General features: G+C 61.4%; 20 protein-coding genes and 3 pseudogenes. 15 read left to right on the top strand and 8 right to left on the bottom strand.

Annotated features, from left to right (window positions below):
- Nucleotides 1-432 precede the first annotated feature (432 nt).
- A complete protein-coding gene (locus WN982_RS32320; RefSeq protein ID WP_341316093.1) occupies nt 433-1,350 on the bottom strand; it encodes a LysR substrate-binding domain-containing protein in 918 nt (305 codons plus the stop codon).
- A 121-nt stretch (nt 1,351-1,471) separates the two neighbouring features.
- On the opposite strand from WN982_RS32320, the gene WN982_RS32315 reads away from it, so the two are divergent.
- The 8 genes from WN982_RS32315 (at nt 1,472) to WN982_RS32280 (ending at nt 9,595) form a co-directional block, all read left to right on the top strand.
- The gene (locus WN982_RS32315; protein WP_341316092.1) at nt 1,472-2,359 is read left to right on the top strand and encodes a hypothetical protein; all 888 of its coding nucleotides are present in this window, start codon (nt 1,472-1,474) and stop codon (nt 2,357-2,359) included.
- Between the two features lie 40 nt (nt 2,360-2,399).
- Nucleotides 2,400-3,623 carry a Xaa-Pro peptidase family protein gene (locus tag WN982_RS32310; RefSeq protein WP_341316091.1) on the top strand — a complete coding sequence of 408 codons (1,224 nt, stop codon included), beginning with the start codon at nt 2,400-2,402 and terminating at the stop codon, nt 3,621-3,623.
- Between the two features lie 91 nt (nt 3,624-3,714).
- On the top strand, nt 3,715-4,752 hold the full coding sequence (locus WN982_RS32305; RefSeq protein ID WP_341316090.1) for an ABC transporter substrate-binding protein: 1,038 nt from the start codon (nt 3,715-3,717) through the stop codon (nt 4,750-4,752).
- Nucleotides 4,753-4,856: 104 nt separating this feature from the next.
- On the top strand, nt 4,857-5,825 hold the full coding sequence (locus tag WN982_RS32300) for a proline/glycine betaine ABC transporter permease (protein WP_341316089.1): 969 nt from the start codon (nt 4,857-4,859) through the stop codon (nt 5,823-5,825).
- Between the two features lie 12 nt (nt 5,826-5,837).
- Nucleotides 5,838-6,662 (top strand): betaine/proline/choline family ABC transporter ATP-binding protein, encoded by an 825-nt coding sequence (locus WN982_RS32295; protein ID WP_341316088.1) that lies wholly within the window; start codon nt 5,838-5,840, stop codon nt 6,660-6,662.
- A 126-nt stretch (nt 6,663-6,788) separates the two neighbouring features.
- A complete protein-coding gene (locus tag WN982_RS32290; protein ID WP_341316087.1) occupies nt 6,789-7,502 on the top strand; it encodes a dienelactone hydrolase family protein in 714 nt (237 codons plus the stop codon).
- A 226-nt stretch (nt 7,503-7,728) separates the two neighbouring features.
- Nucleotides 7,729-8,802 carry a Dyp-type peroxidase gene (locus tag WN982_RS32285; RefSeq protein WP_341316086.1) on the top strand — a complete coding sequence of 358 codons (1,074 nt, stop codon included), beginning with the start codon at nt 7,729-7,731 and terminating at the stop codon, nt 8,800-8,802.
- Nucleotides 8,795-9,595 (top strand): family 1 encapsulin nanocompartment shell protein, encoded by an 801-nt coding sequence (locus tag WN982_RS32280; RefSeq protein WP_341316085.1) that lies wholly within the window; start codon nt 8,795-8,797, stop codon nt 9,593-9,595. Before WN982_RS32285 ends, WN982_RS32280 begins: the two co-directional genes overlap by 8 nt.
- A gap of 65 nt (nt 9,596-9,660) precedes the next feature.
- Here WN982_RS32280 and WN982_RS32275 read toward each other — a convergent pair whose 3' ends face one another.
- From WN982_RS32275 to WN982_RS32265, 3 genes and pseudogenes are all read right to left on the bottom strand, one after another.
- Entirely contained in the window at nt 9,661-10,263 is a 603-nt protein-coding gene (locus WN982_RS32275; RefSeq protein ID WP_341316084.1) for a phosphatase PAP2 family protein, read from the bottom strand.
- Nucleotides 10,264-10,471: 208 nt separating this feature from the next.
- Nucleotides 10,472-10,615, bottom strand: a pseudogene (locus WN982_RS32270) (TIGR03118 family protein); the annotation flags it as partial.
- A 1-nt stretch (nt 10,616) separates the two neighbouring features.
- Nucleotides 10,617-12,623, bottom strand: coding sequence for a VTT domain-containing protein (locus tag WN982_RS32265; RefSeq protein WP_341316083.1), 2,007 nt, complete (start codon nt 12,621-12,623; stop codon nt 10,617-10,619).
- Nucleotides 12,624-12,729: 106 nt separating this feature from the next.
- Here WN982_RS32265 and WN982_RS32260 point away from each other — a divergent pair.
- Nucleotides 12,730-13,061, top strand: a pseudogene (locus WN982_RS32260) (MFS transporter); the annotation flags it as partial.
- A 137-nt stretch (nt 13,062-13,198) separates the two neighbouring features.
- Here WN982_RS32260 and WN982_RS32255 read toward each other — a convergent pair.
- The 4 genes and pseudogenes from WN982_RS32255 to WN982_RS32240 all read right to left on the bottom strand — a co-directional run bounded on the left by WN982_RS32255 (nt 13,199) and on the right by WN982_RS32240 (nt 15,839).
- The gene (locus WN982_RS32255) at nt 13,199-13,480 is read right to left on the bottom strand and encodes a hypothetical protein (RefSeq protein WP_341316082.1); all 282 of its coding nucleotides are present in this window, start codon (nt 13,478-13,480) and stop codon (nt 13,199-13,201) included.
- Between the two features lie 182 nt (nt 13,481-13,662).
- Entirely contained in the window at nt 13,663-14,358 is a 696-nt protein-coding gene (locus WN982_RS32250) for a glycine zipper 2TM domain-containing protein (RefSeq protein WP_341316081.1), read from the bottom strand.
- A 712-nt stretch (nt 14,359-15,070) separates the two neighbouring features.
- Nucleotides 15,071-15,175, bottom strand: a pseudogene (locus tag WN982_RS32245) (alpha/beta hydrolase); the annotation flags it as partial.
- A complete protein-coding gene (locus tag WN982_RS32240; RefSeq protein ID WP_341316080.1) occupies nt 15,174-15,839 on the bottom strand; it encodes a GntR family transcriptional regulator in 666 nt (221 codons plus the stop codon). The gene WN982_RS32240 and the pseudogene WN982_RS32245, both read right to left, overlap by 2 nt.
- Before the next feature lie 106 nt (nt 15,840-15,945).
- Between WN982_RS32240 and WN982_RS32235 the strand changes: the two genes are divergently transcribed.
- From WN982_RS32235 to WN982_RS32210, 6 genes are all read left to right on the top strand, one after another.
- Nucleotides 15,946-16,422 (top strand): OsmC family protein, encoded by a 477-nt coding sequence (locus WN982_RS32235; RefSeq protein WP_341316079.1) that lies wholly within the window; start codon nt 15,946-15,948, stop codon nt 16,420-16,422.
- Nucleotides 16,423-16,707: 285 nt separating this feature from the next.
- Nucleotides 16,708-17,727, top strand: a complete 1,020-nt coding sequence (locus WN982_RS32230; RefSeq protein WP_341316078.1) for a LacI family DNA-binding transcriptional regulator — start codon at nt 16,708-16,710, stop codon at nt 17,725-17,727.
- 114 nt (nt 17,728-17,841) lie between these two features.
- On the top strand, nt 17,842-19,173 hold the full coding sequence (locus WN982_RS32225; RefSeq protein WP_341316077.1) for an extracellular solute-binding protein: 1,332 nt from the start codon (nt 17,842-17,844) through the stop codon (nt 19,171-19,173).
- 75 nt (nt 19,174-19,248) lie between these two features.
- Entirely contained in the window at nt 19,249-20,205 is a 957-nt protein-coding gene (locus WN982_RS32220) for a sugar ABC transporter permease (protein ID WP_341316076.1), read from the top strand.
- On the top strand, nt 20,202-21,155 hold the full coding sequence (locus WN982_RS32215; protein WP_341316075.1) for a carbohydrate ABC transporter permease: 954 nt from the start codon (nt 20,202-20,204) through the stop codon (nt 21,153-21,155). Before WN982_RS32220 ends, WN982_RS32215 begins: the two co-directional genes overlap by 4 nt.
- Complete coding sequence (locus tag WN982_RS32210; protein ID WP_341316074.1) at nt 21,152-21,346, top strand: hypothetical protein; 195 nt, start codon at nt 21,152-21,154, stop codon at nt 21,344-21,346. Before WN982_RS32215 ends, WN982_RS32210 begins: the two co-directional genes overlap by 4 nt.
- The last annotated feature ends 3 nt before the right edge of the window (nt 21,347-21,349 follow it).

Genomic DNA, 21,349 nt, shown 5'->3' with positions numbered 1-21,349 from the left:
CAGCAATCGGAAACGCCGATGGAGCGAGAACAGCAAGAGGCACGCTCTTATGGAACGTTTGCTATCCGAATTATTTGTTCGCTGCTGGAGGGGTTCGCAAAACAAGGGCGCCTAGGTGAGGCGCGAAGTAAACCGATGGTTTTGAAGTACCGCTACGGCGCGCGCAGCGCCGCCGGAAGAATGACTGCCTTGTCACCAAGGTGGAATGTGCGAGAACACGGATTCCAGATGCTCCACTACCGTGACTGCGCGGGGGACCCGCTTAAGCGTTAGCGGTTTGAGCCGCTTTCTTTTGCCTACTTTTCTTTGCGGCGGCAAAGAAAAGTAGGTGCCGCCCCGCACAGGGGCAACACTAATAAACCAATAACAAAACAAGGAAAGGCCAAAGAGGCAAGAGCAAGAAAAAGCCAACGCCGTAGGCAAAACAGCCACTTAAGCAGCAATGCCACCAACCGCAGAACTACGCCGCTCCTCAACCATCGCCTCAATCAACGCAGCAAGATCATCCGCGGCCGGATCGCGATTCACTGAAGAACGATGCAATTCAAGATCGGCCGGCGGCAAAGGCGGCAACCCTTCCTCTGCCCCAAGCACACGCCAGTTCTCCGGCAGCGTACAGCGATCGATGATAGTCACAGCCGCGCCATGGTTGACAGCAACCTTAATCCCGGTAGGACTCTGACTCGTATAAACCACTTGATACTGCCGCTGCAGCGCGGCCAGCGCTTCCAGCCCGCGCTGCCGGTAGCAACAAGTCTCCGGAAACAACGCGAGCGGCACCGACGCCTGCCGATCCAGTACGAAGCTGCGGTGCGCCGCCCACACCACCTCCTCGCGCCCCAGATGCCTACCGCTGGTCTGCGAGCCATGCCGCACCACCAAAGCCAGATCCAGTTCCCCCGCCTGCAGCCGTTCGAGCAATTCGAGCGACATCCGGCAATGGATATGGGGCCGCGCGCCAGGCCGCAGCGCATAGAACTTCTTGAGCAACTCAGGCAGCCAGAGCTCGGCATAGTCCTCCGGCAAGCCGAATCGGATCACGCCGTCACTGTTGCTCCGGTTCAGTGCCGCGATCGCTTCGTTTTGCACCTGAATAATGCGGCGGGCGTGAATCAGGAAATTCTCGCCGTCCCGCGATAAGGCAAGGCGCCGGCTATTGCGCAAGAACATATGCGTATCCAACCGGTCCTCGAGCGTGCGAATCCGCAGGCTGATGGTCGACTGGGTACGGTGCAATTGCTTCGCCGCGGCGGTAAAGCCGCCGCTATCGACCACGGCGACAAAGGCGCGCACCAGTTCGGGGTCCAGAGAGCTGAGTTTCGACCAATCGGGTCCGCTGATGGCAGCCATCGGAATTACTCGCTTTCCAAAGAAATTTGACGATCAAAAGATGGGGGCACTAGACAGGTGATTGTTGTCGAAAAAAATTCGCGTCACAAATCAGTCCGAACCCTTAATCTGGAGCACTGCCGTGTCAGTCAGTCTTTCTCTTGCCGATGCCGAATGCAACGATCTGAGCGACATCGTCGATACCGGGCGCTATCCGTTGCACGATCCGGACCATCCGCGCATGCGCGAGCTGATTGCGACCTGCCGCGCCCACCTGGCGGGCAACGGCAGCGCGGTGCTGCACGATTTCCTGCGGCCTGAAGCGCTTGCCAGGGCGCGCGCCGAGGGCGTGGCGTTGGCAGCCAAAACCTATTTTTCGACCCGTAAGGTCAACGCCTATTTCACCGCCGACGATCCGTCGCTGCCCGCCGACGATCCGCGCCGTGTCTTTATGGACCGCACCAGCGGCTTTGTGACGCGCGACGTGATTCCGGCCGATGCGATTGTGCATCGCATCTATGTGGCGCAAGCGATGAAGCGTTTCGTCGCCGCCTGTCTCGGCGAGGCGCGCGTGTGGGAATACGCGGACCCGTATGCGGGGCTGGTGCAGAACGTTATGCCGCCCGGCACCGAACAGCCCTGGCACTACGACACCAATGAATTCATCGTCTCGATGATGACCCAGCAGCCGGAGGCGGGCGGCGATTTCGAGTATTGCCCGAATATCCGCTCGCCCGAAGGCGAGAACTACGGCGACGTGGGCAGGGTGGTGCGCGGCGAAACACGTGCGCCGATCAACGTCATCACTTTGCAACCCGGCGATCTGCAATTGTTCAAGGGGCGTTTTTCGCTGCACCGCGTCACGCGGGTGCAGGGCGGGATCGATCGTCACACCGCGATCTTCGCGTACTCGAAGACGTCCGGCGTGATCGGCCGGCTCGAGCGCACCCGGCAGTTGTATGGACGCGTGTCAGAAATGCATCTGGAAGCCGAGCAGCGGCTCGTGCGTGCCGACAATCTGGTCGATTGAAGCTCTCCTCTTATAACCACCACGTCCCCTTCTAAACACGATGATTATTCGCCCGACTCACCGCCCGGAAGATTGTGAACCGACCGCTGAAGAAATCGCGCAGATTCAACGGGACCGGCTTGGCCGCGTGCGCCGTGAACTGAAAAAGCGCGACCTCACCGCGGCGATCCTGTTCGACCCGACGCATATGCGCTATGCGACCGGCTCGCGCAACATGCAGGTTTATTCGATGCGCAATCCCGCGCGCTATCTGTTCGTGCCGGCTGAAGGAAAGGTCGTGCTGTTCGAATACGCGGGCTGCGATTTTCTCGCCGACGGGCTCGACACCGTCGACGAAGTGCGGCCGGCCACGGCGATTTCCTATTACTTCTGCGATGACATGCTGGGTCGCGTCACCGAACGCTGGGCCGATGAAATCGAAGAACTGGTGAAGCAGAGCGGCGGTGGCAAGCGCATCGCGATCGAGAGCGCGACTTCGGCTGCGGCGTTCGCGCTGCAGGCGCGCGGCTATCAGATCTCCGACGCGCAGGAGCCGCTCGAACGCGCACGTGCGATCAAAGTGCCCAATGAGATCAAGATGATCCGCTCGTCGCTGCGTGCCGCCGAAGAGGGTGTGCGCAAGCTGGAAGCGGCGCTGGTGCCCGGCATCAGCGAAAACGAGCTGTGGTCGCATCTGCATAAGCACATCATCGAAACCGACGGCGATTACGTGGAAACGCGTCTGATCAGTTCGGGGCCGCGCACCAACCCGTGGTTTCAGGAGAGCAGTCCGCGCAAGATTCAGGCAGGCGAGCTGGTCGGACTCGATACCGACGTGGTGGGGCGGTTCGGCTATTACGCCGACTTCTCGCGCACCTTCCTGTGCGGCGACGGTCCGGCTACGGCGGCCCAGAAGAACCTGTACCGCCTGGCGTACGAACAGGTGCATTCGAATATGGAAAACGTGCGTGCCGGCACGACGTTCCAGGAGTTCATCGCCCGCGCCTGGAAGATTCCCGGGCCGTATCAGGCGCGCCGCTATTTCGCGCTTGCGCATGGCGTGGGCATGACCGGCGAATACCCGTACATCGTCCATCGCGAGGACAACGAAGCGAAGGGCTATGACGGCGTGATCGAGCCCGGTATGACGCTCTGCATCGAAAGCTATATCGGCCATGAAGACGGTGGTGAAGGCGTCAAGCTGGAGGAACAGGTGTACGTACGCGACGACGGCCAGGTGGAACTGCTGTCCGACTATCCGTTCGAGAAGCGCCTGCTTGCCTGAGTGTACGAGGCGGCTGCCCAGGCATTCGCCCAGCACTCGGATTTTCCGCAATCGAACTCAACGCAATTCAACGTTCCAAAGGTAATCGACGATGCAACTCAGACAATTCCGGGCGGCCCTGTGCGCCGCCGCGCTTGCCCTCACAGGCGCGAGCGCGCATGCCGCGGACAGTTGGTGCGCGCAGGGCAAGACCGTGCATTTCGCGGGCATTACGTGGGAAAGCGGCTCCTTCGCCACCGAAGTGCTGCGGCAGATTCTGGAAAAGGGCTACGGCTGCAAGACGGATGTCGTGCCTGGCAGTACAGCGGCCACCGAAACCGCGCTCGCACACAACGACGTGCAGGTGTGGGCCGAACAATGGACCGGGCGCAGCGAGATCACCGCGAAAGCCGTGGCCTCGGGCAGCGTCAAGCTGGTCGGCGACACCTTGCCGGGCGGCACGAAGGAAGGCTGGTTCGTGCCGGAATACGTGGTGAAGGGCGATCCGAAGCGCGGTATCAAGCCGGTCGCGCCGGGCCTTGTTTCGGTTGCCGACCTGCCGAAGTACAAGAGCGTGTTCGCCGACGACGAGGAACCGGATAAGGGCCGCTTCCTCAACTGTCCGACGGGGTGGGATTGCGAACGCGTCAACACGCGTCTGCTCAAAGTGCTGAATCTCGACTCGGCTTACACCAATTTCCATCCGGGAACCGGTGCTGCGCTCGACGCGGCAATCGCATCCGCGTATCAGCGCGGCGCGCCGATCGTCTTCTATTACTGGGGACCGGCCGCGTTGATGGCGAAGTACAAGTTCGTCGAGTTGAAGATGCCGGCCTATAACGACGCCTGCTGGAAGACCTTGCGTGACGAGAGCAGCACGTCGCAATGCGCATCGTCTTACATGGTCTCGCATGTCACGGTCGGTGTGTCCTCGCCGTTCTACGACGCGGACCCGCAACTCATGTCGATGCTCGGCAAGGTGAAGTTCCCGATGGACTTCCTCAACAACACGATTCTCGAAATGAGCACGAAGAAACTCGACGGGAGCGCCATGGCCACGCAATTCCTGCGTGAGCATCCGGAGATGTGGAAACAATGGGTGCCGGCCGATGTGGCGTCGAAGGTGCAGGCGGGCCTCGCGGGCGCCTGATCGCCGGCGACGTCATGAGCTGATGACGTCATCGCGCTTTGCGGATCGGTGTTGGACAGCGGATGTCCCACGTCTGCTGTCCACCTGCAGGGGAGGGGTTGATCATGAATTCGTTTTTTCTGCATCTTTCGATTGCCGACTGGGTGAACGATGCCGTGCAGTCGTTCGTCGCCCGCCACGGCGACAGCTTCCACCAGTTCAGCATCGCGCTATTGCGCTACGTCCTGGTGCCGCTCGAAGGCGCGCTGCGCGCCATGCCGCCGTGGCTGATTCTGCTGGCGGTTGGCGCGATTACGTGGAACGCGACGCGGCGTCTGGGCATTGCCGGCTTCTTCGTGCTGCTGCTCTACGCGATCGGCTGCTTTGGCCTGTGGGAAAAGCTGATGCAGACCCTTGCATTGATGCTGGTGGCAACCGTGCTGTCTGTCTCACTCGGCGTGCCGCTCGGCATTTTCACGTCGCGCAGCGCGTGGCTGCGGCGTATGTTGTTGCCGACACTCGACGTCATGCAGACGCTGCCGAGCTTTGTCTACCTGATTCCGGTGCTGATGCTGTTCGGTCTCGGCAAGGTACCCGCGATCCTCGCGACGATCATTTATGCGCTGCCGCCGTTGATTCGCTTGACCGATCTCGGCATCCGTCACGTGGACGGCGATGTCGTCGAGGCTGCCCGTGCATTCGGCACGACGCGCTGGCAATTGCTGGTGAACGTGCAGTTGCCGCTGGCGCGGCCCAGCATCATGGCCGGCATCAACCAGACGACGATGATGGCGCTTTCGATGGTGGTGATCGCATCGATGATCGGCTCGCGTGGGCTCGGTGAGGATGTGCTCGCGGGCATTCAGACGCTCGATGTGGGCAAGGGCACGCAGGCGGGCATCGCCATCGTGATACTGGCAATCGTGATCGATCGGATCAGCCAGGGCTACGGCCAGGATCGCCGCACGCGGCGCCTTTTCTCGCAACGCAGGAAAGCAAAAGCGGCTTCGCGCATTCCTTACCGCGTGAACAGCGCGCAGACGAACGAGACGCATGCTGGCGAAGGCGCCCTCGAAACCCGCACGGCGAAGTAACCGGAGAGCGATATGGCAGCGATAGAAGTCAAACACGTGTACAAGCTTTTTGGCCCGCAGACCGGTCATGCGCGCGTGCTCGATCTGTTGAGAGGCGGAAAGGGTAAAGCCGACATCCTTGCGCAGACCGGTTGCAATGTCGGTCTGAACGACGTGAGCCTGAATATCGGCGCAGGCGAAATTTTCGTCATCATGGGACTGTCGGGCTCGGGTAAGTCGACACTGGTGCGGCACTTCAACCGCCTGATCGAGCCGACCGCCGGCGAGATCGTGATCGACGGCTCGGACGTCATCAAGCTCAACGCGCAAGGTTTGCGCGAGTTGCGCCGCTTCAAGGTCAGCATGGTGTTCCAGAACTTCGGGCTGCTGCCGCATCAGACCGTGCTCGACAATACGGCTTACGCGCTGCGTGTGCGTGGCGAAAGCCGCGCGCAAGCCAATGAGAAGGCACGTGTCTGGCTCGGCAAGGTGGGCTTGAACGGTTACGGCGAACACTACCCGGATGAGTTGTCCGGCGGTATGCGGCAACGTGTCGGCCTTGCCCGTGCGCTTGCTGCGGATACCGACGTGCTGCTGATGGACGAAGCATTCTCCGCGCTCGATCCGCTGATTCGCACGGAAATGCAAGACCAGCTATTGCAGTTGCAGGCGACGCTGAACAAGACCATTGTGTTCATCACGCACGATCTCGACGAGGCGCTGCGGATCGGCAATCGCATTGCGATCCTGCGCGACGGCAAGTTGGTGCAGGAGGGATCGCCGGACGAAATTCTCACGCGTCCGGCGGATGACTATGTGAGGCGCTTTGTCGAGCGGCGTGCCGAGCAGCGAACCTGAGCGGTTTCCAGATTGTGCTGCTGCGTCGGTTAGTGAGAGCCGTCGCATGCTGCGCCCGTCGGCGTACTTTCACGACTGGCGCTATGCTAGCGGTTCTGTCTAATCCGTCTAGTCGAGGACCATCTCATGAAACACACATCGGGATCCATGATCACCTTTCGCCGCCCTGATGGCCAGGACATCCAGGGTTATCTGGCGAAGCCGCAGAAGCTCGAGGGCGCGCCCGCCATCGTCGTGATTCAGGAGTGGTGGGGGTTGAACGACCAGATTCGCGGCGTGGCGGACCGACTCGCGCAGTCCGGTTATCTGGCGTTGGTCCCCGATCTTTTCCGCGGAAAAACGACGGTGGAAGAGGAGGAGGCGCACCATCTGCTGGACGGGCTCGACTTCGGCGACGCCGCCAGCCAGGATATTCGCGGCGCCGTGCAGTACCTGAAGCAGCATTCGGAGCGGGTGGGTGTGACCGGCTATTGCATGGGCGGTGCGCTCACGCTGCTCGCGCTATGCAATATTCCGGAGGTATCGGCCGGCGTGGTGTGGTACGGCTTCCCGCCGCTCGAGTACATCGATGCATCGAAGATCAAGGTTCCGGTGCTCGGTCACTGGGCCACACAAGACGAGTTCTTTCCCGCCGAAACGGTCGACGCGCTCGAAACCAAGTTGACCGGGGCGAACGTCGACGTGGAGTTTCACCGCTATCTTGCGCATCATGCGTTCGCCAACGAGACGGCGGTTGGGCCGGGCCGTATCCCCAGGACCCAGTTCGATCCGGTCTGGTCGCAGTTGGCGTGGGACCGTACGCTGACCTTTTGGGGCCGCGAGCTGTGGCCGCAGCGGTAACACGCTGACTGGCGTCGCGGCGTGGACGCGGCGGCGAGTCGTCGCGCCGCCTTCCGATGGGCGCTGGCCGTAGAAGTCGGCCATCGTCGGGCTCGGGATGTCGCCGGGCGGGGTCGTGCGCAGGCGGGCCATCGCCTGATTTCATCTCATATGCGCTTGGCGTTGCCACACGCTTCGGGTTATATATGCTGTTCCCCAGCAACAGCTACCTTGAAGCCCTTGCGCGATGTCCGACACTCCCATCCAAGCCGCCGTCACCCCCGAACCGCAGGCCGTGTCCACACAGGCCAAGCGGAGTGCGATCTTCATCGTCGCCACTATCAATCCGGACGCGGAGAGCCGCGACACCGTGCGTGCGTGGTGCGCGGATATCGCCGCACTGGTGCGGGCGGTGGGCAAACGGAACCCTGACGGCGGCCTGTCGTGTGTATGCGGCTTCGGTTCCGACGCCTGGGATGCGCTGTTCGGTGCGCCCCGACCGGCCGGTCTGCACCCGTTCCGCGAGTTCGGCTCGGGCGAGCGCCTGGCAGTGTCGACACCGGGCGACATCTTGCTGCACATTCGTGCCGACCAGATGGATCTGTGCTTCGAACTGGCCACTCATCTCATGGGCAGGCTCGGCACGGCGGTGACGGCAGTCGACGAAGTGCATGGGTTTCGTTATTTCGATCAACGCAGCATGGTTGGTTTCGTCGACGGAACCGAGAACCCGACCGGTAACGAAGCTGTCACGTTTACCGTGGTCGGTGAGGAGGACCCCGAATTCGCGGGAGGCAGCTATGTCCTCGTGCAGAAGTATCTGCACGATATGACCGGCTGGAATGCGTTGCCGGTCGAAACGCAGGAGCGCATCATCGGCCGCACCAAACTCTCCGACATCGAACTCGACGACGCAGTGAAGCCAAGCTCATCGCACAGTTCGCTCACCGTGCTCGAGGAAAACGGCGAGGAAGTCAAGATCCTGCGCGACAACATGCCGTTCGGGCGACCCGGCTCAGGCGAATTCGGCACGTATTTCATCGGCTATGCCCGTTCGCCGGCGCCGATTGAACAGATGCTGGAGAACATGTTCGTCGGCCGGCCGCCAGGCAACTACGACCGGCTGCTCGATTTCAGCCGCGCGGTGACGGGCGGGCTGTTCTTCGTGCCGTCCGAGCCGTTGCTCGAAGCGCTCGCGGATCGCAGCCCGGCTATCGCCGCGAGTGCGATCGAGTCTCCTGATTTCCCAACAGTTATCGAGCCGGTCGGCGATGGTTCGCTGAATATCGGCTCTCTCAAAGGAGCACCTCAGTATGAATAATCTGCATCGCGAGCTGGCCCCCATCTCCACCGCGGCCTGGTCGGAGATCGAGGAAGAAGTTGCACGCACCTTCAAGCGCTCCGTGGCCGGCCGTCGCGTGGTCGATGTGAAAGGTCCTGGCGGCGCCAGTTTGAGCGCGGTCGGCACCGGTCACCAGTCGACCATCGCCGCGCCGCAGGAAGGCGTGAGTGCACGCCAGCGCGAGGTGAGGGCGCTAGTCGAACTGCGTGTGCCGTTCGAGTTGCAGCGCGAGGCGATCGACGACGTGGAACGCGGCGCGAGCGATTCCGACTGGCAGCCAGCGAAGGATGCAGCACAGCAATTGGCCTACGCCGAAGACCGCGCCATTTTCGACGGCTACAAGGCGGCGAACATCGTCGGTATTCGGGAAGGGTCGTCGAACCCCACGCTGAGCTTGCCGGCTGACGTTAGCGACTATCCCACCGTCATCGCCAAGGCGCTCGAGCAGTTGCGGCTGGCCGGCGTCGACGGTCCGTATTCGGTCCTGCTGGGCGCCGATGCGTACACCGCGGTGAGCGAAGCGAGCGATCAGGGTTACCCGGTGCTCGAACATATCAAGCGGCTGGTGAACGGCGAGATCATCTGGGCCCCGGCCCTCGACGGAGGCAGCGTGCTCTCCACCCGTGGCGGCGACTTCGACCTGCACATCGGCCAGGACCTGTGCATCGGATATTTGAGCCACACGGACCAGGTGGTGCGCCTGTACCTGCAGGAAACGTTGACTTTCCTGCTGCTGACGAGCGAAGCATCCGTCGCGGTGTTGCCGGAGTAGCTACTCCGGCGAGGCGATGAAGGTTTCCGCGGAAATTGTGCGGAGGCCTTCGGTCGACGCGATGCTCACGAGGACAGCCAGCCGCGATTGATCGGCCACGCGAGCAGCGTGCGGTACAACATGACCAACCCGCGCATCACCATGGTTCCGCCTAGCCGCCAAAGCGGCATGACCAGCAGGAATGCGATGCATGCGATGGCGACGGCGCCCACCATGTCGAGCGGGAAATGGACGCCGACAAACACGCGTGCCCACGCAACGGCGACGCCGGACAGCAGCATGAGCATGCCGTACCGTCGCAGCCCCCCCAACAACAAGGTCAAGGCGACGCTCGCGAATATCGTCCCGTGGTCGCTTGGGAACGACGGGTCTGGCGCATGTTGCAAAAACGTATGGCCGATCCCGATCACGAACGGCCGGGGATGCGGCCAGACAAGACCGATGATCTGATTGATGCCGAGGGCGAGCAAGGTTACGCCGCACACGCGAACCGCCGTGTCGCGCTGACGCTCGTCGCCGGATAGCCACATCGCTACCAGCGACAGCGGAATGAGATAGATGACGTAATCGGCGATAAACCGTGCTGCGTTAATTTGCCAAACCGGCGTCGACGCTGTGGCGTTGATCATCAGAAAGAGCGCTTGATTGAACGCTTCGAGTGTATTCATGCAGTGCGTTTTTTTGAGAGACGTGTCAGGAATAGTGGACTGGGCACCGAGGCGCAAACCAGCATAGGCGCGACGGCGAGCGCTGCTCCGCTAGCCGGAGCGCCCGCCGCCGGAACGCCGGCAACCGGCGCGCTTGGAACGCTCGCGGACCGATCTTAGTGTGTGAACCTTAGGGAATGCTTAGATCGGTACGATCGAGGACCGACCCTCACATCTTCAGGTCGATGCGTCCATAGACACCGTCCATCTCCCCATTTGGCCCCGCAGCAAAGAACAACGTGTTCACCGGCTGATTATCGAGCCCGTAGCCGAAAGCGATCCCCCATAGACCTCCCTGCACGAACGTAGTTCCACTATTCCTCGGGCGACGCCAGGAGCGACACCGGCACGCCATGACAACTCACCGTTGCCACTACGGCGGCTCCGAAGTCTGCGCTCCCGTTGCCGTGAGCATCGAGTGCCGCGGCCTGCTTGTCGGCGCGCAGGATATTGATTGGCCACGACGGACGGAACAGCCGTTCATGCGCCAGCGCACCGATCCAGAGTGGGGTGAATGACGCGCCGTTTGCCACTGCGTAGCCACTTGGCCAGAAGCGCAGTACGTCGCGTTCGTCGCGCGTGCCGCCGGGACGCGTGAAAACGAGCGACGAGGGCACACCGTTGTTCAGCTTCGGCAACACCGGCAGCGACACGGCTGCGACGTTGGGCGAGGCGAGAGAAAGCAGGCTGCGCGCCGACAGGTCCATGCCTTCGACCCACCCCTGAGCGCGGAGTCGTCCCTTTATCGCATCGCGGTTCGACACCCACTGCAGCGTGAGGGGTTCCTTGCGGTCGCCGCCCATATCGGAGCGATAGCAAGGCAGATGCCTCCAGAGGGAAACGGTCCACTGCGATTGCGTGACCAATACGGGTGGCGGGGGGCGCGTACTATCCGGCGGCGCGGCGGGCGGGTTGACGCCAAGCTGCACGCCCACGGTCACGAGCACGACCAGCAGAATCACCACTGGCATGAACTGGCGTGACGGTGGTGGTTCCGGATGCCGCCACATGGCTGTCAGCGCAACGATGGCGACCCAGACGTACGCCAGCGCCGCGCCGCCAATCGCATCGGAAACCCAGAACCTGCCGAAGTAAAGTCCCGCCAGCGCGACGACGACCACGACGACCGCACTCGCGGTTGCGACGAGCAAACCCTCCAGCATGCCGACCCGCCGCGCGAGCAGAAATGCCAGAAAGCCATAGACGATCACGGTAGCGGCGACGTGATTGCTCGGAAACACATAGGCGGCGGATACGAGCGAATCCGGCGGAGCACGGTGCATCGCGAACTGCAAAGCGAAGATCAGCAACTGGGAAAATGCAACCGCAGCCAGCCAGTAGCCGATGGTGCGCCAACGTCGTTCCCACAGCATCCACAGCGCAACCGTGACGACCAGTGTTGCCAGCGTAACGACGCTGCCCAGCGTGGCGAGACCTGCGAGGACGGTATCGCTCCAGGGAGTGCGGACCGATTGCAGGAAGTGATAGACGGATAGGTCGATGCGCACCAGCGGATCGCCGCTGATGACGTCTTCGAGAACGACGAAGAAAAGCGCGCCGCATACCAGTACAACGGACGAGGCCGCCACAATACTGCCGGCGTCCGGCTGATCGGGATCCAGCATGCTCCGGGCGAGACGGCCGACTCGGCCCGGGTGCCGGCTGGCCCAGTTCGCCAGATGGCGGCCCGCCGCGCTCGACCACGCATTGGCGTGCGACAGCAGAAAGCGCGCGGCTCGAAAGCTCAGCCATACGATGCCCGCCAGCAGCGCGATGATGACGACGAGTCGGAACGACACCGCGCCGGCCAACAGCACCGATGCGCCGAACACCACGCCCGGCAGGATATGGGCGGGCGCCCAGAGCAGCGCCGAAAGGACGTTCATGGTGTAGAAGCGCATCGGCGTCATGCCGAGCATCCCCGCAACCACCGGCACGATCGCCCGCAACGGTGCGACGAAGCGGGCGAACACGATACTCTTCGCGCCATGCTTTTCGAAGAACCGGTGGCCTGCATCGAGCACCTGCGGATGCTTGCGGAAAGGCCACACCTGGACGATCCTGTCCTTGTAACGGCTGCCGAGCAAGAAGCTTATGCCGTCTCCCGCGACCGCGCCGGCTATCGCCGATACGAACACCCAGCCAAGGCTCAGCGATCCGGTGCCGGCCAGTGCGCCGGCCAGGAACATTGCGGTGCTGCCAGGGATGAAGGTGCCGATCACGGCAATGGCTTCAAGGAACGCTGCAAGGAAAACGACCGTAAGCGTCCATGCCGGGTGACCGGCGAGCAGATGCAACAGTTGGACGTACGCTTGTTCCATCGTGCGCTATGGACCGGTCTGACGTAACGGTTGATGATAACGCGCACGGTCGGATGGCACTATCGGCGCGTGTCAGGGTCAGGCAACGGATCATTGCCCTAACATTTGGTTAGTGGTGTTCATCGGCGTGGTTTTCACGCTCGCGCGGTTCAGCGAGGCATTCCTCGTACCGCGCGCGATGCCGGGCGGCGTGCCGGTGGCCCTGGTGCCACTCGTCTGGTGGCGATGAATTTCGTGTATTCGGTGTCGGCGTATCCGTTCGGAAAACGGGCCGATCCGATGAGCTGCGCCAGGCTGCCGGCGATTGGACTCGTGGTGCCGACTGCGTCGGATATCGTACTGGCGTACGGCAGTCACTGGCCGGTGGTGATACTCGGTGTCGTACTGTGGGGCTTACACATGGGACTCATGCAAGGAATGCTCGCCACGATGGTTGCGCTACGGCTTACCCGCTCCCCAGCGCATCAGCGAAGTCGAAGCAGGAACGGCACGAACGCCATGCACGTGTATTTGCGTCGCGCGTGGGCGAATTTCATCAATGATTGCTGTGCATGGCGTTAGTGCGGGACCACAGGTCAGTCGTCTTCATCTCCATGACGATGGTGCTCCCAGCCGCGGTGCCTGCCGTTGTCGTGCCAGCGGCGTTCGTCGCGGTACTCACCGCCATATCCATAACCGCCATAGTAGACAGGTGCCGGTGCATAGACCACAGGCGGCTGATAGATGACTGGGGGCTCCTGGACATACACGGGCGCCGGCACCCCAAGGAACACGCCGACGTCCACGTGCGCCATGGCGGCACTGGAAGCGCTCGCAGCGCAGAGGCCTGCTGCGAATAAAAGAGTGAGACGTTTCATTGTGTTTCTCCTGACCCGTTCGCTTCAGGCGGGCGCCGAGCGGTGACGGACGAGCTGGATTGTAGGGCGGCTTAGGCCCGGTATGTACGCCACCATTGTCACTTGTGTAACCACTGGTAACATCACGGCCCGCCGCGCATAAGTTGTGCGGCAGGCCGCCCGACCCGGGCTCACGAATCGGGTCACGAAGCCGTCAGGGAATCGCCGGATACGTGGACGCGCTCGCCAACCTGTACGGCCGGTTGGGTCGGATAGCTGAAGTTCCGGTAGCTGCCGTCCTGCATGCGCACTTGTACCTGATAAGTCGTCTGCTTGCGCACGGCGTGCTCGATGCCGTTACCTGCCACGCCGCCACCCACTGCCCCTGCAATGGTCGCGAGAACTTTACCGCGGCCGCCCCCTATCTGATTGCCGATCAGCCCGCCTGCGACCGCGCCACCCACCGCGCCGAGGCCTGTCGTCGGCTCGGGTGCCTGGACTGTGTTGATCGCGACGACTTCGCCCGCGTACGGGTCAGCGACTGATCTCGTCGACGCAGATTCCGAAGGCGCCTGGTATCCCTGGTTGTTCGAGTAGCGCGGCGCCTCCGCTGCCGCAGTGCTGTGCGTGTGATGGACGCGCGGCCGGGCAGGGGCGGCTTCCTGTGCAGTATGTTGTACCGTATTCGCCGGGATAGCGGCCAGCGGAGCGCTTGCAACCGGTGCCGCAACTGCTGCGACCGGCGGCGTGGGCGCCGTGACAGCGCGCGAGGTCGGCAGAATGCCGGTCATCGCCGCGATGCCGGTGGCGCTGGCGAGGATAACCGCCACCGCCGCGCCTGCGACCAGAGGATGAATGCGACTGCGCTGCGGGTTGCTGGGTGTGAGGTTCGTGTTCATTGTGGACTCCGCTGGTAGGTGTCTGCAATAACGCCGCAACACTGAGGGCGGTGCACTCGGCCAGCCCGCTGCTTTGTAAGCATTTGTACAACTGGACGGCGCGTTTCCACGCATCGCTTGCGGCATGACACAAGCGATGCGAATGTATTTTATGCGCGAACAAAGCAGGGCGGGCCGCCGTCTTACTCATTGACCGACTTCACTCGTGAGCGTCATGTGCTCAACAGCAATACGACGTTGTGTGTGTCGGGCAGAGAATTCGATGGCGTTATGGAGTCGGCTATGAAGATCGTCACAAACAGTATTTTGGCGGCGGTTTTGGTTGTGTGCATGTCGGGAACCGCTTACGCTCAGTCAGGAAGCGCTACCCCCGGTGATCCGAGCGGCGCCAATGGAGCGGGCACAGGAACGGGCTTGGGAACCGGTGCGGCAGGCACCGGCCTGAGCGGGGGGCCGGCGCGCGGCACGACAGCGATCGGCGGCGGGGTCGGCACTGGATCGGGCGCGCCTGCGGCCAACAACATGAGAGCAAATGGCACGAGCCTGAATATGAACCCCGACCCTCGAGCGCCTAACGTCGGGGGAAACGCGTTCGCACCGCCGCGATAGTCCGCACGTCGTTGCCGGGTTCGCGCAGCGACGTGCGAACCCTGTTGTCTAGCCACACACGTACTACGGTCAACGCCGCGTTGCGCAGTGGCGAATGCGCGACTCAATCCTGAGCGTGTTCAGCCGCCTGCTCGATCAACGCGGCAACTTCCTTGGGACGCGACACATACACCGAGTGGCTCGCGCCCTGTACTTCCACCGTGTGGCTACGCTCTGGCGTCAATATCTCGTCGGAGTTCCCCAACCAGCTGCAGAACAATTCGCTTTGCAGACGCGAGATGTTCCACGGTCATCGACCGCGCCAGGCGCGCGTTGCCGGTCTGGCAAGCCTCGAGGATTTTCAGGTGCTCGTCCTGGAAGGCGTGCGTATCGGCGAGCAGCGTGGCCTGCAGTCGTTCATAGCGCTCAACCTGAGCGCGCAACTCCCATATTGCGTTGAGCTGACGGCTGTTGGCGCACGAGCGGTACAACAGTTCATGAAACTCGCGATTGAGTTCGCCCTGTCTCTGAGCCGTATCGGCTTCTCCTAGAAGCCGGTGAACGAGTTCCGCGCGCGATAACGTTTCATTGTCCATGCGTTTCACCGCGCGGTAGATTGCGTCTCCCTCGAGCAACATGCGCAGACTATAAATTTCCTCCACGTCGGCCTCGGTGAGGGTCCGCACGACCGCACCGCGGTTCCGGAGGATTTCGACCAGTCCTTCGCCCTCCAGCCTTTGTATTGCCTCCCGCATCGGAACCCTGCTCACGCCAAATCGGTCGGCTAGCTCACGCTCGACTAGCCGTGCGCCGTCGCCCAGTTCACCCGCCGCAATCAGTTCGCGTAGCGACATGGCGACTGTGTCTGCCGTCGAATCCAGTTTGATTTCCATGTGCATGTGTCCTTGCGATTTGGAATAATGGTATACCAAATGGCAGGTGGCGTATAGAATTCAGGTGCAGGGAAGTGACGTCCGGTTCAACATCGAGGAGATTGGCATGGCGTACGGCGAGCACAAATATCAGGTAGCGGTGGAGTGGACGGGTAACCGCGGAAGCGGTACATCGGGGTACCGTGAATACGCGCGGGACCATGTGATCGCCGCGGGAACCAAGCCCGACATTCCGGGATCATCGGACCCGGCATTTCTCGGCGACGCCAGCCGCTGGAATCCGGAAGATCTGCTGGTCGCCTCGGCGTGCGCATGCCACAAGCTCTGGTATCTGCATCTTTGTGCCGATGCCGGCATTGTGGTTCTGCGCTATCGCGACAACGCCGAAGGCACGATGCTCGACGACCCGAAGGCGGGTCGCTTTTCGAAGATAGTCCTGCACCCGCATGTCGTCATTCAGGCCGGTGGCGATCTCAGCCTGGCCGAGCGTTTGCATCATGTCGCACATGAGAAGTGCTATATCGCGAACTCGGTCAACTTTCCTATCCTGTGTGAGCCGACAATCGAGACGGATGCGGTTTGACGGGTGCGTGACGGTTTTTTCGGATTTTTGTCTGATAGGGCGGGAGCACTCAACAACAGCCGCCGCGATTGATTCGCGACTATCACTTGCATCCGGTAGAAATATCGCAGCCCCGCCGATTTCCTCCATTTCCCCACTCCGCAAGTCACTTTTCACGCTCCTTGTGTGCAACGCACAATGTCATCAGAAATGATGGATTTACTGAAGTAAAAAAACTTGCATTCCGCGCAGAAAAAGCTACCTTAATTAAACAAAATGACTCTGGTTCGGCACCGGAGGAGACACATGCCGGCTACACGTATGATGATTGCGCGTCGTGCGGGCGTTAGCGTGGCCACGGTCGATCGTGTGTTGCGCGACGATCAGGCCGTGCGTCCGGAAACCGCTGAACGCGTTCACCTCGCGCTGGCGACGCTGCGCGACGAACGCGCGAGTCGCGGCCGCCCGTCGAAGCTCAGTTCGTTTCGCGTCGCTTTCGTGCTTCCGCAAATCAACTCGCGCTTCCTCGATCATGTGGAGCGCAACATCGCGCTGTCCGCGAGCTTCTTTCGCGAACACCGGATCATCCCGTCGTTCTATCGCTGCGATTTCTCAAGCCAGCGCGATACCGCCGCATTCTCCGAGCAAGTGGTCGACTACGACGCACTCGTGCTCGTGCCGCTCGACTATCCGTGGGTCGAACGTCTGATCGAGGACATGAGCGTGGCGAACGTGCCCGTCGTCACGGTGTTCTCCGATCTGCCCGCGAGTCGCCGCGCCGCGTATGTCGGCGTCGATAACCGGATCGCCGGGCGCACAGCCGGTTTGTTGATGGGCCGCTTTCTCGGTTCTCGCATCGGCACGGTGGCGGTGCTGTCCGCATCGTCGCGCTTGCACGATCAACTGGAGCGGCGCACCGGCTTCTCGCAAGTGCTGGAAGAGGATTTCCGCAACCTGCGCTGGATCGCCGAGCCCGATTTTGCCGAAGACGACGACGGCGCAGGTCTCGCCGCGCAGGGCCTGCTTGCGCGTCATCCGGATCTGGTCGGCGTCTATGCAACCGGTGGCGGCATCTCCGGGATTGCGTCGGCATTGCAGGAATCGGGCGAGAAATCCCGCCTCGTTCTGATTGGCCATGAGTGCACCGCGGAAACGCGTAGCCAGTTATCCGAGCGCGCGATCGATGTGATCCTCGATCAGGACGTGCGCGGCATTGTTCACTGGGCCGGTCTCGCTGCAATCAATTTTCTTAACGACGTGCGTGGTGCGCTTGCCATCCCAACGCCGGAAACCCGAATTTATCTTCGTGAGAATGCGCATGCCTGAAGCTCGCGACACGCGGATTGCGGTCTGAATCCGCTGGAGCCGAAACGCGGCGCCCGGCGCATGGGCGCTGTTCCATATCAGGTTGGAGACCCGAGAAAGACAAGGAGAAGACACATGTTTCGTCTTACGTCAGCAAGGGTAATGGCGGCGGCCATCGTATCGTTGGGACTCGGCATGGCGACGGGCGCGCAAGCACAGGGCAAGCAGTTGACCTTATGCTGGGCGGCGTGGGACCCGGCCAACGCACTCGTCGAACTGTCGAAGGATTTCACGAGCAAGACCGGCATCAAGATGAAATTCGAGTTTGTGCCGTGGACCAGTTACGCGGATCGTTTCATTAACGAGCTCAATTCGCACGGCAAACTGTGCGACCTGATCATCGGCGACAGCCAGTGGATCGGCGGCGCGGCGGTCAATGGGCACTACGTCAAACTCAATGATTTCTTCGCGAAGAACAAGATATCGATGAACGACTTCGTGCCGGCGACCGTGGTCGGTTATTCGGAGTGGCCGAAGAATACGCCGAACTACTGGGCGTTGCCGGCAATGGCCGATGCGGTCGGCTGGACGTATCGCAAGGACTGGTTCGCACGCCCTGAATTACGTGCGGAGTTCAAGCAGAAATATAAACGCGAACTCGAGCCGCCCACCACGTTGGACGAACTCAAGCAAACCGCCGAGTTCTTCCAGGGCCGCAAGATCGACGGCAAAACCGTGTACGGCGCCTATATTTTCACCGAGCGCGGTTCCGAAGGTATCACGATGGGCGTGACCAATGCGCTCTATAACTTCGGTTTCGAATACGAAGACCCCAAGAAGCCTTATCACCTCGACGGCTTTGTGAATTCACCGGGCGCGGTCAAGGGGCTGGAGTTCTACAAGGCGCTCTACAAGTGCTGCACGGCGCCGGGCATGACCAACGCGTACATGCAGGAAGGACTCGACGCGTTCAAGTCCGGCCAGGTGGCGATGCAGATGAACTGGTTTGCGTTCTTCCCTGGACTCTATAAAGACCCGAATGTCGGCGGCGACAAGATCGGCTTCTTCGTCAATCCGCGTGAGTTGAAGCAATACACGCAGCTGGGCGGGCAGGGCATCTCGGTCGTCTCGTACTCGGATCATAAGGACGACGCGCTCGAGTACATCAAATGGTTCGCGCAGCCCGACGTTCAGCAGAAGTGGTGGCAGCTGGGCGGCTATTCGGCGGCCAAGTCCGTGGTGGATGCACCGGACTTTCCAAAGAGCGCCCCCTTTGCACCGGCTTTCCTAAAGTCGATGGCGATCGTGAAGGATTTCTGGGCCGAGCCCGCTTATGCCGAACTTCTGCTCGATATGCAAAAACGCATCCATGACTATGTGGTGGCCGACAAGGGCACGGCCAAGGAGGCGCTCGATCTGCTGGTCAAAGACTGGAACAAGGTCTTCAAGGCCGAAGGCAAGAACTAGCGTGTATCCGGACTGGACCGGCGGCGCGTGCACGTGCATTTGCACATTGCGCCGGTCCGCTTAAAGGAGTCAGGCATGTTGGCAAACAAGCCTTTTGCGTCGACGGGTCTCGAATCCGGCGCGTCGGCGCGCGTGCGCACGCGCCTGGCCGGCCTGTCGGACAGAACGATAGCGTGGCTGTTCATTCTCCCGACGATCCTGTTGCTGCTCGCGATCAACATCTTTCCCTTGATCTGGGCATTACGTTTGTCGTTCACGAACTTCAAGTCGAATATGCCGAGCATGCCGGCGCGCTTTGTCGGCATCGACAACTACGTCGACATTCTCACCGACGAAGACATCTGGTACGCGATGCAGGTTACGGCGCGTTTCGTGTTCTGGTCGGTCGGACTTGAAGTTCTTCTGGGTTTCGGCCTCGCGCTGCTGATCAACCGGCAGTTTCGCGGCCATAGTTTCTGGACCACGCTGATCCTGCTGCCGATGATGCTGTCGCCGGCAGTAGTGGGTAATTTCTGGACCTTTCTGTTGCAGCCGCAGACGGGTCTCTTCAACGACATCGTCGGCTTCTTCACCGGCATTGCGCCCGGCTCGTTCCAGATGATCGGCGACGTGTCGCTTGCGCCGTGGACCATCGTGATGGTCGATACATGGATGTGGACGCCTTATGTGATGCTCATCTGCCTCGCAGGTTTGCGTTCGATTCCTGACTACATCTACGAAGCAGCCGAAGTGGATCGCGCCACGCCGTGGCGCCAGTTCTGGTCGATCACGCTGCCGATGACCTTGCCGTTCCTGATGCTCGCCGTGCTGTTTCGCGGCATTGAGAACTTCAAGATGTTCGACATGGTGAATCTGCTGACCTCGGGCGGACCAGGTTCGGTAACGGAAACCGTGTCGATCACGTTAAAGCGTGCCGCGTTCGAGAAGTGGCAGACCGGCTATTCGTCGGCGCTGGCCATCATTCTGTTCGTGACGGTGTTCGGTGCGGCGAACATCTACGTCAAGGCGCTCAACCGGGTGAAACAGCGATGAGACCGACTGCTACCCAACATTCGGTGGTGGCGTCGTCGGCGCGCGGCAAGCGGTTCGCCGCAGCGGCCGTCATCACGTATGCATTGCTCGCGACCTTGCCGATGGTCTGGATCTTCCTGACGAGCTTCAAGTCGCAGGAAGACGCGATCGCCTATCCGCCCGTCGTACTGTTTCAGCCGTCGATGGAAGGCTACGTGAATCTGTTCACGATCCGTTCGCGGCAGACGCCGGAGTTCATCGCCAGTCTGCCGCCTGCGCAGACCTGGTACGAGCGCGACGTGCGCAAGCGCAACATGGTGATCGCGGGACCGTCGAAGGTTTTGCCGCGTTTCGTGAACTCGCTCGTGATCGGTTTCGGCTCGACTTTTCTCGCGGTGTTTCTCGGCACGCTCGCGGCTTACGCGTTCTCGCGTTTCAAGGTGCCGCTCGCCGACGATCTACTGTTCTTCATCCTGTCGACGCGCATGATGCCGCCGATCGCGGTCGCGATTCCGATCTACCTGATGTACCGCGCGCTGGGTTTGAGCGACAGCTATGTCGGCATGATCGTGCTGTATACGGCGGTGAACGTATCTCTGGCGGTGTGGCTGCTGAAGGGTTTCATGGACGAGATTCCGCGTGAATACGAAGAGGCGGCGCTAGTCGACGGTTATACGCGCTTGCAGGCCTTCGTCAAAGTGGTGCTTCCGCAGGCGATCACCGGCATCGCGGCGACTGCGATTTTCTGCCTGATCTTCGCATGGAACGAGTATGCGTTCGCGTCGCTGCTGACAAGCGGCGATGCGCAGACCATGCCGCCGTTCATCCCGTTCATTATCGGCGAAGGCGGCCAGGATTGGCCTGCCGTTGCAGCAGCGACGACGCTGTTCGTGCTGCCGATCCTCATCTTCACTGTCGTGCTGCGCAAGCATCTGTTGCGTGGCATCACCTTTGGAGCGGTGCGCAAATGAAACGAGACTCCGTGTTGTCGCGCAGGCATTTTCTACGCCGTGGCTACAGCGAAGCGGCGTCGACCGCGCTGATCGGTCTCGGCATGGCGATGCTGGTGCAGCCGTTTTCGCTGGCGTTGTTCACGTGGTCGTTTCCGGTCGTCCTGGTGGGCGCGCTCGCGTTCGTCGTCACCAGTCATTTCCCGGACTGACAA

Origin of the sequence: Paraburkholderia sp. IMGN_8, from assembly GCF_038050405.1 — a bacterium.
GTDB lineage: Bacteria > Pseudomonadota > Gammaproteobacteria > Burkholderiales > Burkholderiaceae > Paraburkholderia.
This window is presented reverse-complemented; position numbering and strand designations above follow the sequence as displayed.